Here is an 11,787-nt window from a genome sequence, read left to right as displayed (position 1 = left end):
ACACTTAATTCGTTTGATTGGTGTCAGCCAGCGTTGCCGCCAACATTTAAAGCGAGGGCGTATTTGTTTTTTTGCCGCTGCCTCTCAGTGCGGCTGTCGGGGTCTCCCCGATCGCTATTCGGCACTTAAGCCGTTAAATACTTCCTCATTTACGTTGTCCCCGGGGGCGCTGAGTTCCCGAGCTTTACACTCCCGGGATGCATTTCATGCTGCCCTTGATACAACGCGAATGATGTTGTCTTTCAGTTATCTCTTCGCCAGCTCCTGGTTCAGAGTCCAGAGCTCCCGGCGTTCTTCGCTGCTTAAACCATGTGTGCGCTCACGAGCAATCAACTCTTCCTGGCGCAGCTCAAGCATCGAATCAAACATATGGTTGAGTGAGTCGGTGAAGGTTTTTTCAGCAATGTCCTTATCTGCTATATCGTCCCACATCGACAGTTTTTCAAGGGTGGCCGCATCATTTGTGCCACGATAGTGTTCTAAAAGTTGCCCGGTGGTCAGACCTGGCTGGGACAAACAAGTGTTGACCAGTTCTGCAAATAAGCCAAGTCCGGGCAGCTTATTATGATCCAGACCGTTCAACGGTGGGACCAGTGGCGCCAGTTCCGGATTTTGCACCAGCAGTCCTATCAGTATACGCATGGTCGTGCGTTTTAGCTGTGGAGCGGGCCGGGAAGGGCCATTTTCAGACAATTTTGGCATTAATCGTTCAAGCTGGCTGTCGTCAAGGATGCCCAGCTTGTTGCCCAACTCCTGGCGCAGGTAAATGCGCAGCGTTTCGCCCGGCACCTGAGTGATTAACGGTAATGCCAGCGTACTGAGCTGCGCGCGTCCGTCCGGGGTGCTCAAATCGACCTGCGGCAGCAGGCTGTTAAACAAAAACGCGGAGAGCGGTAACGCCTGCTCCATCCGGGTTTCAAACGCTTCTTTACCCTCTTTACGCACCAGCGTATCCGGGTCTTCGCCGTCAGGCAGGAACATAAAGCGTAGCTGACGACCATCGGTCATATACGGCAGCGCGGTTTCCAGCGCGCGCCAGGCGGCGTCTCGTCCTGCCCGGTCGCCGTCATAACAGCAAATCACCGTGTTGGTCGCGCGAAACAGGAGCTGAATGTGATCGGCGGTGGTCGAGGTGCCCAACGACGCCACGGCGTAGTTAATGCCGTATTGCGCCAGCGCCACCACATCCATATAACCTTCCACAACCAGCAGTCGCTGTGGATCGGCGTTATCCTGCTGCGCTTCATACAGACCATACAACTGACGGCCTTTATGAAAAATATCGGTTTCCGGGGAGTTGAGGTACTTCGGCAGGGCATCGCCCAGCACCCGACCACCAAAGCCAATCACCCGGCCACGCTTGTCGCGAATGGGGAACATCACCCGTTCGCGGAAGCGGTCATAGCTGCGTCCCTGATCGTTGGTGACCAACATGCCCGCATCGACCAGCGACTGGCGATTTTCGCTATTGCCGCCAAACCGTTTCAGGACGTTGTCCCAGCCGGGGGGCGCAAAACCAATAGCAAAACGCGCGATCACTTCGCTACTGAGTCCTCGCTTTTCCAGATACTGGCGCGCAGGGGTAGCGGCGGGTTGCATCAGAGATTGCTGATAAAACGTGTTCAGACCGTCCATCAATTGATAAAGGCTTTGCCGTTGATGGCGCTCTATCTGACTGGGGCCAGTGCCTGCTTCAAATGGAACCTCAAGATTGTGCATTGCCGCCAGCTCTTCGACGGTTTCCACGAACTCGAGCTTGTCGTAGTTCATCAGGAAATCGATCGCGTTGCCGTGCGCGCCGCATCCAAAGCAGTGATAAAACTGTTTTTCACCGTTTACGGTGAAAGAGGGGGTTTTTTCGTTATGGAACGGACAGCACGCATGATAATTCTTGCCCTGCTTTTTGAGCTTCACCCGCGCGTCGATCAGATCGACGATGTCGGTGCGCGCCAGCAGGTCATTAATAAATACGCGTGGGATTCGTCCAGCCATAAGCCCCGTTAGTAAACTTCATCCTTCAAACTGTCTCTGCGTTGGCTGCGCTCGTTCACCCCCAGTTACTGACTTCTCTAAGCTCCGGGGATTCACTCACTTGCCGCCTTGATACAGGGTGAATGATGTTGTGTAATTGCTGATTCATAAACGAAAACAAGCCGCGCATTCCTTTCGGAAGCACGGCCTTACAACTACAACTCTGTCTGAATTGAGAGCCCTGGCCCTCAACAGATTAGTACAGACGAGTACGGCGTGCGTTTTCGCGAGCCAGTTTCTTCGCGTGACGTTTCACTGCAGAAGCTTTAGCGCGCTTACGTTCGGTAGTCGGTTTTTCATAGAACTCACGACGACGAACTTCCGCCAGAACACCTGCTTTTTCGCAGGAACGCTTGAAGCGACGCAGAGCTACGTCGAACGGCTCGTTTTCACGTACTTTAATTACCGGCATGTGCCTCTCACCTTTGATTAAATCGGTTTGCCGCTGGCATCAACGCCAGCTTATTTCAAAATGGTGCGGAATTTTACTGCAATTGCTGCTGCTTTGTAAAGCACCGCGGCCTTTTTTGAAAGGGACTTTTGTAAGGGGCCAGAGTATACACGAAGTCAGGTCGCAGGGTATACATCGACCCGCATTCGACCTAAACTGCGCGGTATAAGAGTGAGGTAAAACAAGTCATGCGTGTACTGGGAATTGAAACATCCTGCGATGAAACCGGCATCGCCATTTACGACGACGAAAAAGGTCTGTTAGCCAACCAATTGTATAGTCAGGTGAAATTACACGCTGACTACGGCGGCGTGGTGCCTGAGCTGGCTTCACGCGATCACGTCCGCAAAACGGTACCGTTGATCCAGGCGGCGCTGAAAGAAGCCGGATTGAACGCCAAAGAGATTGACGCGGTGGCGTATACCGCCGGTCCGGGTCTGGTTGGCGCGCTGCTGGTGGGCGCAACGGTTGGACGTTCGTTGGCATTCGCCTGGAACGTGCCGGCCATTCCTGTACACCATATGGAAGGGCATCTGCTGGCGCCAATGCTGGAAGATAACCCGCCAGAATTTCCGTTTGTGGCGCTGCTGGTTTCCGGCGGCCATACGCAGCTTATCAGCGTGACCGGCGTCGGTCAGTATACCCTGCTGGGCGAGTCGATTGACGATGCCGCTGGCGAAGCGTTTGATAAAACCGCGAAGCTGCTGGGGCTGGACTATCCTGGTGGTCCGATGCTGTCGAAAATGGCCGCACAGGGTACCGCCGGGCGTTTTGTCTTCCCACGCCCGATGACCGATCGCCCTGGGCTGGACTTCAGCTTTTCCGGCCTGAAAACCTTTGCTGCTAACACCATTCGCAGCAATGGCGATGACGATCAGACCCGCGCCGATATCGCCCGCGCATTTGAAGACGCGGTCGTCGATACGCTGATGATCAAATGCAAACGCGCGCTGGATCAAACCGGTTTCAAACGTCTGGTGATGGCGGGGGGCGTCAGCGCTAACCGCACCCTGCGCGCGAAGCTGGCAGAGATGATGCAAAAACGCCGTGGCGAAGTCTTTTACGCCCGCCCGGAATTTTGCACTGACAATGGCGCGATGATCGCCTATGCCGGTATGGTGCGTTTTAAAGCGGGCGCGCTGGCCGACCTGGGCGTCAGCGTGCGTCCGCGCTGGCCGCTGGCGGAGTTGCCTGCCGCCTGAGGCGGCGTGTCATCCCGGATGTCAGGTCATAATATCTAATATCCGGGATCTGGCCAGCAGGCAATAGAGCTGACTGTCATTTTTCACCCGCAATTTCTCCATTGCCCGTATTTTATGCGCGCTTACGGTTTTAATACTCAGGTGCATCTGACGAGAGACATCCGTCAGATTTCCCCCTTTGCACAGAAAACGCAACACGTCTATTTCTCTGGCGGAGAGCGACTCCTCGCTTTGAAGGAAGCCTTTCATTAGCGACGGTTCGATGTAGACCTCATCTTTTATGACGAAATTAAGCGTATCGCGCAGGACTGTCTCACTGAGGGCGTGACTGACATAGGCTTTTGCCCCGACTTCAAGCGTCAGCCGGATAAGCTGCGGGCTTTTAAACGGGGCTATCAGCACCACTTTTAACGCAGGGTATTTCTGGTGCAATTTTTTAATCAGCGCCAGTCCGTCCAAATCACAGTGCGGATGAAGGTGTTGTGCGGTGTTAAGCATATATCCCAACAGCAGGATGTCGGGAGTTTCTCCTGCCAGCAACGTAAGCAAGGAAGAGGTCGACCCGACGTCTTCCAGCAGCGAGAAATGGGAACCAGAGCTCGCGCAGGATCTGTCTAACCCTTCAATCATTGCACGTATACCCCGGCGGATCAGGGGGTGCTCATCGGCAATCGCTATTTTTACTGACATCACGTTCTCCAGCATAAGAAGGCGAATATTTTATAAGCACCATACGTTGGTGAGTAAAATTAAAAGAACACTTTCATATAAAAATGTGCTTGCATTAATGTCGATATACGATTTTTTTATTTTGACCGTTTTTATCTTTTTTATGAGTTGACTTGTGTAACGCCTCTGCTTTTTAGCTCGGCGCGAAAGAAAAAGAATTTTCTTATTATTTAAAAGAAAGCTCTACTTGGCCGTTGGGTAATGACTATTTTAGGCTGAAAAAAGGAACAACACAGATCATGTCATAAAGGAATATCGGCTAACATGAAAAAAAGCATTTTATCAATGTTAATTTGCGCAGCAGTAACCTGTGCGGCTTACGCTCAAACCGGCACCGCCTTACAGCACGTACATCAGGCGAAAGAGGTTCAGGAAGGCGTTTCGTATGACGCTATTGTCGTTAAGCTAAAACCGGGTAAATCTCAAACCTACCTGTTAAAACTTGACGATCCCGCACTCGTCGCCACCCGCATGTACCACGCGGACAACCTGAGCCGCGAACGCGCAGCTGAAATTGCGGAGCTAAACGCACGGTATGGATTCGATCGTTATCTGCGTATTGAGCTGCCAGAAAATAAAAAGCAAGATCGAAATTATATCGAACATGTGATCAACACTATTCAACAAAATCAGGATGTTGAGACTGTTTATCCTGAAGCTATGCCCGTAGGTTTTCAGGCAGAAAAGCAAGAAGCAGGTCAGTCTTCAACCCTATTAAAATCGACAGTGAACAGCGGCCTGTCGGCCGTGTCTGTGCCCGATTATCGACAGCAGCAGGATTATTTAAAAGCCCCGGATGACAAGCGTTCTGGTTATTATATTGGCGGGGTGAACCGCGACAGCGTTAATCAGTATATAGGGAACGAGGGTGAGGATATCACTATTGTTTCTTCTGAGAACTGCGGCTGGAATGCAAATCATGTGAATTTACCACCTGCTTCATTCGTTCAGGGACCAAATAAAGATACCTGCAATGAGCGGGAACATAATACGGCTTCTGTTGGTATTTTAGCTGCGCGCGATATTGGTTCTGGTGTTCGTGGTCTAAGTTATAAAAGCAAAGTGGGCTATGCGGCCTGGCCTGCGTCGAATCTCTTTAATGTTATTCCGTTATTAAAAGCGGGTGATGTTGTCTCGTTAAATATGCAGACGTATGGCGGAGAAATTACCGGGACCTGTAAATCAGCCTGTTATATTCCCATTGAATATCTGGACAGTTATTTCAACGTCATCAAGGCGCTCACGGATAAAGGCGTGTTTGTGATTACTTCCGCAGGGAATGGCAATATTAATCTGGACTCTCCCGCCTTTAATGGTCGTTGGGATACGCAAGTGCGTGATTCAGGCGCGATTATCGCCGGGGCATTCTGTTCAAAAGACGGTAAAAAAGCGAACTTTAGCACCTATGGGTCGCGTGTCACCAGTTCATCAAGAGGCTGTAGTGATGTCACAACGACGGGCTATGGCAATCTCTATAACAGAACCAATGCAAATTATACCGGAAGTTTTGGCGGGACGTCTTCAGCAACGCCTATTGTGGCAGGCGTGGTGGCCAGCCTGTCAGGTATTGCCAAAGCGAACGGGATCACCGTTACACCGCGCCAGATGCGTCAAATCCTGGCTGAAACCGGCACGCCAATTGCGAATGGCGACTCGGCGAAGGTCGGTACGCAACCCGATATGGCGCGTGCTGTCGCCCGGATCCTGGCGTTGAAGAATGGCAGCGATATTCCTGCTATTCCTGCTCCTACCGCTGCCGCAGGAGCAGACTACACTATGGTTTCCCCAACCACTGGCGTAAGCACCTATCCTCTGGACGGCAGCAAGAGCCTGAACGCGACATCGTATAACTGGAGCGTAACAAAAGGTGTTGGCACCTTCTTCCTGGAGGAAAAACTGAACGGCGTGCAGGTGAACAGCATCGACAATGCTCATGCCTATGCGGTGATTCCTGCCAATACGGAAGGGCAGGCTACCTTTACGCTGACAACAACAGGGGCGGATGGCCGTACCGCGCAGGACAGCATGACCATCATGGTAAGTAAACCTGCGACGCCAGCGAAGGAAGACACGCCGACAAAAGACGATACGCCGGCGAATGACGACGCGCCGGCAAATGATGACGTGCCGGCGACCAATACGGCGCCAGCCTATAACGGCAAAATAGCCTATCCGACCAAATGCACCAAAGTATCTTACAACGGTAAAATTTGGTTCAACCAGTGGTATGTCAACCCGGGACAGGAAACACCGGGAACGGGCGGCCAGTGGGGCGCATGGCGTGAACAGGGCACATCCAATAACAGCTGCAAATAACCATGAAGGCCTGGCTTATCGCCAGGCCCTTTTAGTCAGATTCGCAGCATCCCTTTCTCTTTCAGAAACGCAATAATCGTCTCCAGACCGTCGCCCGTCTTCAGGTTAGTAAAGGTCCACGGACGCGCGCCGCGCATGCGGTTGGTGTCGCGCGCCATCACCTCCAGCGACGCCCCGACGTAAGGGGCCAGATCGGTTTTGTTGATCACCAGAAAGTCAGATTTAGTGATCCCCGGGCCGCCTTTGCGTGGGATCTTCTCTCCTTCAGCTACGTCGATCACGTAGATCGTCAGATCCGCCAGTTCCGGACTGAACGTGGCGCTCAGGTTGTCACCGCCGCTTTCGACGAAGATCAGATCCAGATTACCGAATTTCGCGCTTAATGCATCCACTGCCGCCAGATTCATTGAGGCGTCTTCACGGATGGCGGTGTGTGGACAGCCGCCGGTTTCGACGCCGACGATGCGTTCCGGCTCAAGCGCGCCCGCTTCTGTCAGGATGCGCTGATCCTCTTTGGTGTAAATGTCGTTCGTGACCACCGCCAGTTGCCAGGTGTCGCGCATGGCTTTGCATAACGCTTCCAGCAGGGCGGTTTTGCCCGATCCTACCGGGCCGCCCACGCCGACGCGCAGGGGATGTTTGTACTCACTCATTGTCTCTCCTCAGGAGCGGAATAATCGGCAGTATTGGGTTTCGTGGCGGGCGGAGGCGATAGCCGCCAGCGGCGTAGCAGAGCCGAGGTGTTCATCCGGACAGCACAACGCCTGCGTTATACCCTGTGCGTAATGTTCGCTGAGGGTTATCATCAGCCGCTGCGCCGTCTGCTGGCCGAAGGGCACCAGCTTAACGCCCGCCATTACGGCGCTTTCAATCCAGCTGTAGCCCAGCGTTAAGGCCAGATCGGCGAGCGGCAGCCGCCACTGTACGCCAAGCCAGGCCATCCCGCAGAGCTGGCTGTCAGCGAACAGCGCGCGCCACGCGGGCGGGCTTTCCGGCACCCAGTCTGTCACCAGCCGGGTAAATGCCGCTCCCCGGTTGCGCTCTTCTTCGCGCAGTTCGCGGGTTTCCCGACAGGCCAGCAGGTACGTCGTCCAGCGGCGGGCGGCGGTGATATCGTCCTGCTCGCAGGCGCGATAAAGCCGGGCGAACAACGGCAGGTCGACGGTAAAAAAATTGTGCTCCATTTGCTGTCGCTGCCAGCGGGCGAAGGCATCGACGCTGTTGACCCAACCGCTCTCCACCGCCCACTCCAGCCCCTGAGACCAGGTAAACGATCCCACCGGCAGGCTGCTGCTGGCGAGCTGTAGCAGGCGCAACTGCTGGCGGGCGTCACGCATCAGTGCGCATGACCGTGATGATGACTATGCCCGTGGGACTCGCTGGCGTAAGCGCCCGCTTCCGGCTCAAACGGTAAATGCGCAAAGGTCACGTCAAGATCGAACTGGCGCAGCATGGCGTCCAGCACATGATCGTGATGATAGCGCAGTTCATCCGGCAAAATTTGCAGCGGTACGTGGCGATTGCCGAGGTGATAGCACGCTTTGGCGAGCAGAAACGGGTTGGCGCAGCGCACCACCGAAACCGCTTCATGGGCGGCGATGATCTCCACCACTTCCGTCCCGTCTTCGCTACGCAGGCGGTCGCCGCCGCGCAACAGCAGGCCGCGCGGCAGCATCAATCCCGCCTCGCGCCCGTCGTTCAGTCGCACTTTGGCCCGGCTTTTTACGCGGATATCAATCGGCAGCGTCAGGGTGGCGGTGGCTTGTGCTGTCGTCTCAACCCGTTGCGTTAATAGCAGCATGTCGGCTCCTTAAAATAAAAAGTAACGTTGCGCCATCGGCAGCACGTCTGCCGGCTCGCTGGTAATGCGTTCGCCGTCAATGCGCACCTCGTAGGTCTGGGCGTCGACGGTGATATCGGGTTGCAGGCTGTTGTGGATCATGTCGGCTTTTTTCACCGTCCGGCAGCCTTTCACCACCGCGGTGGCGCTGTGTAAATTCAACTGCTGAGCGACGCCGCTGTCGTGGGCGGCCTGGGACAAAAAGGTTAACCGGGTGTGATGACGCGCAGCGCCCAATGCGCCGAACATCATCCGGTAGTGCACCGGCTGCGGCGTGGGGATCGAGGCGTTGATATCGCCCATCGGCGCGCAGGCGATCATTCCCCCCTTGATAATGGCGGCGGGTTTGACACCGAAAAACGCCGGCGACCACAGCGCCAGATCCGCCAGTTTTCCGGCCTCAATGGAGCCGACCTCATGGGCGATACCGTGAGTCAGCGCCGGGTTAATGGTGTACTTGGCGATGTAGCGTTTCACCCGCTGGTTGTCGTTATCGCCGCGCTCTTCCGCCAGCGCGCCGCGCTGTACTTTCATCCGGTGCGCTACCTGCCAGGTGCGCAGAATCACTTCGCCGACGCGGCCCATCGCCTGGGAATCCGACGAGGTCAGCGAAAACGCGCCAATGTCATGCAGCACGTCCTCGGCGGCGATGGTTTCGCGCCGAATGCGTGACTCGGCAAACGCCACGTCTTCGGCGATATCGGGGTCGAGATGGTGGCACACCATCAGCATGTCGAGATGCTCATCGATAGTATTCACGGTGTAAGGCAGCGTTGGGTTGGTTGATGACGGCAGAATATTGGCGTGCGCGCAGGCGGTAATGATATCCGGCGCATGGCCGCCGCCCGCGCCTTCGGTGTGAAACGTATGGATCGTGCGATCGCCAATAGCCGCCAGCGTGTCTTCGACAAAGCCGGACTCGTTCAGGGTGTCGCTGTGCAGCGCCACCTGAATATCCATTTCGTCGGCGACGGTCAGCGCGCAGTCGATAGCCGCAGGCGTCGCTCCCCAGTCTTCATGAATTTTCAGGCCGATCGCCCCGGCGGTCACCTGCTCGCGCAGCGTATCCGGATTGGAGCCATTTCCCTTGCCGAGCAGACCGATATTGACCGGCAGGGTATCCGCGGCCTGCAACATCCGGGCGATGTTCCAGGGGCCGGGCGTACAGGTGGTGGCGTTGGTACCCGCTGCCGGTCCTGTACCGCCGCCGATCATCGTCGTCACGCCGGAAACCAGCGCCTCCTGCGCCTGCTGCGGACAGATCCAGTGAATATGGGTATCGACGCCGCCAGCGGTGACGATCTTACCTTCTCCGGCGATCGCCTCCGTCCCAACGCCGATCGGGATCGTCACGTCAGGCTGAATGTCCGGATTACCGGCTTTGCCGACGGCGAAGATCCTGCCGTCTTTGATGCCGATATCCGCTTTAACGATCCCCCAGTGGTCGACGATCAGCGCGTTGGTGATCACCAGATCCACGCAGGCGTCGGCGCGCATCTGTCCCTGACCCATACCGTCGCGGATCACTTTACCGCCGCCGAATTTCACCTCTTCGCCATAGGTGGTGAGATCGTTTTCCACTTCGATCCACAAATCTGTGTCCGCCAGACGCACTTTATCGCCGGTGGTGGGGCCAAACATATCGGCATACGCTTGCCGGGAGATCTCAGCCATTGTTGACCTCCAGCGCGCCCATGACCTCGCCGCGAAAGCCAAAAATACGCTGCGCGCCTGCTACGCGCACCAGCTCGACCTCGCGCTTTTGCCCCGGTTCAAAGCGCACCGCGGTGCCGGCGGGGATATTCAGGCGGTATCCGCGCGCCGCCTCGCGCGGGAAGCGCAGGGCGGGGTTAGCTTCGAAAAAGTGGTAATGCGATCCAACCTGAACGGGGCGATCGCCGTGGTTTTCCACCACGAGAGTGCAGGTCTCGCGCTGGTGATTGAGCGCAATATTTCCTGCCGCGATCCGGTATTCGCCTGGAATCATAACCTCTCCTTACACGATCGGATTGTGGACGGTCACCAGCTTGGATCCGTCCGGAAACGTTGCTTCTACCTGGATGTCCGGGATCATCTCCGGTACCCCCTCCATCACCTGATCGCGGGTGAGCACATGGCGGCCGTCTTCCATCAGCGAGGCCACGCTTTTGCCGTCGCGTGCGCCTTCCATAATGAAGGCGCTGATCAGCGCTACCGATTCCGGATAATTCAGCTTCAGGCCGCGCGCCAGACGGCGTTCTGCCACCAGCGCGGCGGTAAAGAGCAACAGCTTGTCTTTTTCTCTGGGAGTCAGTTCCATCGGTGTCTCTTAGGTCTGCCAGATACGCGGCAGATGCGGTTGTTTGTGAGTTAACAGCGGACGTAAAAAGCGCCAGATATCGCGCATCGCGCGTTGGATAAGCAGGTTGTCTGCCGCCAGAAAGCGTACGGTGAGCAGCGAGTCAACGAGCGTCGCGCCTGCGTATTCGCCAAGCGGCATAAGCCGTTCACGGGCTCCGTCCAGCATCGCCTCTGTCCCCGGATAGCAAAACATCGTGCCGCACCACGGCTGGTTCGCGACGGCGGAAAGATCGCCCCCGCGAATTTTCAGGCCTTCGATAAGCAGCGGTATGCCGTCGCGCCAGATTTCCAGCCGGTTGACCAGCGTGCCGTGGCTGAACGTTTCCTGCATTACCGGGCGACCCAGGCAGAGCAGATCCCAGCCGAGCAGTTGGCTTTCGGTTGTCAGATGGAACACGGTGCGCAGGCTGGCGCGAGCGCCGGGAAACAGGATCGTATCCTGCGGCAGCCATTCCAGCGTGGCGTGCGGCGCAAGGGTGAAATCCTGACGCAGTTGCGCCAGTTGCCCTGCGCTGCGGTAAAACTTTCCCGCGCCGGGCTGGGTGATTAACGCGTGGCTGTGGGCGTCAAGGGTGACGGAAATGTGCAGTTCATCGCCGCCGACAATACCGCCAGGCGGGTGAAGCAAATAAAGATGACAAACATCATCTTCCGGGTAAAACGGTCGTTGAACGGCTAACGGACCAACGTGACGCGCTGAGGTGAGCACCGTTTTGTGCGCGGCACGGGTAAACCGCAGGTCCAGTTCGGCCTGCCAGCCCCGAATGAGTGTCTCGTGCGCAAGCGTGTCCAGAGCGTTCCCCTGTCAGTTTAAAGATAGGTGCATGGCAAAAAGTATGCCTCAGCACGGCGGCAAAGCGGTCATATGAGACGCTTAT

General features: G+C 55.9%; 12 protein-coding genes. 2 read left to right on the top strand and 10 right to left on the bottom strand.

What is annotated here, in order from left to right:
- Positions 1–246: 246 nt before the first annotated feature.
- Together dnaG and rpsU are read right to left on the bottom strand one after the other, a co-directional pair.
- Positions 247–1,992 (bottom strand): DNA primase, encoded by a 1,746-nt coding sequence (dnaG, locus tag OOJ60_RS13000; protein WP_042289356.1) that lies wholly within the window; start codon positions 1,990–1,992, stop codon positions 247–249.
- A gap of 235 nt (positions 1,993–2,227) precedes the next feature.
- The gene (gene rpsU / locus OOJ60_RS12995) at positions 2,228–2,443 is read right to left on the bottom strand and encodes a 30S ribosomal protein S21 (protein ID WP_001144069.1); all 216 of its coding nucleotides are present in this window, start codon (positions 2,441–2,443) and stop codon (positions 2,228–2,230) included.
- 227 nt (positions 2,444–2,670) lie between these two features.
- Between rpsU and tsaD the strand changes: the two genes are divergently transcribed.
- Entirely contained in the window at positions 2,671–3,684 is a 1,014-nt protein-coding gene (gene tsaD / locus OOJ60_RS12990) for a tRNA (adenosine(37)-N6)-threonylcarbamoyltransferase complex transferase subunit TsaD (protein WP_042289353.1), read from the top strand.
- Between the two features lie 21 nt (positions 3,685–3,705).
- On the opposite strand, the gene OOJ60_RS12985 is transcribed toward tsaD, so the two are convergent.
- Positions 3,706–4,374 carry a LuxR C-terminal-related transcriptional regulator gene (locus OOJ60_RS12985; RefSeq protein ID WP_199957043.1) on the bottom strand — a complete coding sequence of 223 codons (669 nt, stop codon included), beginning with the start codon at positions 4,372–4,374 and terminating at the stop codon, positions 3,706–3,708.
- Between the two features lie 303 nt (positions 4,375–4,677).
- Between OOJ60_RS12985 and OOJ60_RS12980 the strand changes: the two genes are divergently transcribed.
- Positions 4,678–6,729, top strand: a complete 2,052-nt coding sequence (locus tag OOJ60_RS12980; RefSeq protein ID WP_205612688.1) for a S8 family serine peptidase — start codon at positions 4,678–4,680, stop codon at positions 6,727–6,729.
- Positions 6,730–6,764: 35 nt separating this feature from the next.
- Here the strand turns inward: OOJ60_RS12980 and ureG are convergent, their stop codons facing one another.
- The 7 genes from ureG to OOJ60_RS12945 are packed head-to-tail and all read right to left on the bottom strand — an operon-like array spanning position 6,765 to position 11,702.
- Positions 6,765–7,382: an urease accessory protein UreG gene (gene ureG, locus OOJ60_RS12975; RefSeq protein ID WP_042289346.1), complete on the bottom strand. Its 618-nt coding sequence runs from the start codon at positions 7,380–7,382 to the stop codon at positions 6,765–6,767.
- A gap of 9 nt (positions 7,383–7,391) precedes the next feature.
- Positions 7,392–8,066 carry an urease accessory protein UreF gene (locus tag OOJ60_RS12970; protein ID WP_205612687.1) on the bottom strand — a complete coding sequence of 225 codons (675 nt, stop codon included), beginning with the start codon at positions 8,064–8,066 and terminating at the stop codon, positions 7,392–7,394.
- Entirely contained in the window at positions 8,066–8,530 is a 465-nt protein-coding gene (gene ureE, locus OOJ60_RS12965; protein ID WP_205612686.1) for an urease accessory protein UreE, read from the bottom strand. Before ureE ends, OOJ60_RS12970 begins: the two co-directional genes overlap by 1 nt.
- A gap of 9 nt (positions 8,531–8,539) precedes the next feature.
- The gene (gene ureC, locus OOJ60_RS12960) at positions 8,540–10,243 is read right to left on the bottom strand and encodes an urease subunit alpha (protein WP_060570857.1); all 1,704 of its coding nucleotides are present in this window, start codon (positions 10,241–10,243) and stop codon (positions 8,540–8,542) included.
- Positions 10,236–10,556, bottom strand: a complete 321-nt coding sequence (locus OOJ60_RS12955; RefSeq protein WP_042289337.1) for an urease subunit beta — start codon at positions 10,554–10,556, stop codon at positions 10,236–10,238. Before OOJ60_RS12955 ends, ureC begins: the two co-directional genes overlap by 8 nt.
- Positions 10,557–10,565: 9 nt before the next feature.
- Positions 10,566–10,868, bottom strand: a complete 303-nt coding sequence (locus tag OOJ60_RS12950; protein WP_042289336.1) for an urease subunit gamma — start codon at positions 10,866–10,868, stop codon at positions 10,566–10,568.
- A 9-nt stretch (positions 10,869–10,877) separates the two neighbouring features.
- The gene (locus tag OOJ60_RS12945) at positions 10,878–11,702 is read right to left on the bottom strand and encodes an urease accessory protein UreD (RefSeq protein WP_205612744.1); all 825 of its coding nucleotides are present in this window, start codon (positions 11,700–11,702) and stop codon (positions 10,878–10,880) included.
- Between the last annotated feature and the right edge of the window lie 85 nt (positions 11,703–11,787).

The organism is Citrobacter sp. R4 (genome assembly GCF_026719175.1).
GTDB classification, from domain to species: domain Bacteria; phylum Pseudomonadota; class Gammaproteobacteria; order Enterobacterales; family Enterobacteriaceae; genus Citrobacter_A; species Citrobacter_A sedlakii.
Note: the sequence above shows the minus strand (reverse complement) of the source record. Positions and strands in the feature narration are given on the sequence as shown.

Bases quoted from the DNA above. Each gene is read 5' to 3' on its own strand.
- dnaG (WP_042289356.1), bottom strand. From the start codon at position 1,992: ATGGCTGGACGAATCCCACGCGTATTTATTAATGACCTGCTGGCGCGC.
- rpsU (WP_001144069.1), bottom strand. From the start codon at position 2,443: ATGCCGGTAATTAAAGTACGTGAAAACGAGCCGTTCGACGTAGCTCTG.
- tsaD (WP_042289353.1), top strand. From the start codon at position 2,671: ATGCGTGTACTGGGAATTGAAACATCCTGCGATGAAACCGGCATCGCC.
- OOJ60_RS12985 (WP_199957043.1), bottom strand. From the start codon at position 4,374: ATGTCAGTAAAAATAGCGATTGCCGATGAGCACCCCCTGATCCGCCGG.
- OOJ60_RS12980 (WP_205612688.1), top strand. From the start codon at position 4,678: ATGAAAAAAAGCATTTTATCAATGTTAATTTGCGCAGCAGTAACCTGT.
- ureG (WP_042289346.1), bottom strand. From the start codon at position 7,382: ATGAGTGAGTACAAACATCCCCTGCGCGTCGGCGTGGGCGGCCCGGTA.
- OOJ60_RS12970 (WP_205612687.1), bottom strand. From the start codon at position 8,066: ATGCGTGACGCCCGCCAGCAGTTGCGCCTGCTACAGCTCGCCAGCAGC.
- ureE (WP_205612686.1), bottom strand. From the start codon at position 8,530: ATGCTGCTATTAACGCAACGGGTTGAGACGACAGCACAAGCCACCGCC.
- ureC (WP_060570857.1), bottom strand. From the start codon at position 10,243: ATGGCTGAGATCTCCCGGCAAGCGTATGCCGATATGTTTGGCCCCACC.
- OOJ60_RS12955 (WP_042289337.1), bottom strand. From the start codon at position 10,556: ATGATTCCAGGCGAATACCGGATCGCGGCAGGAAATATTGCGCTCAAT.
- OOJ60_RS12950 (WP_042289336.1), bottom strand. From the start codon at position 10,868: ATGGAACTGACTCCCAGAGAAAAAGACAAGCTGTTGCTCTTTACCGCC.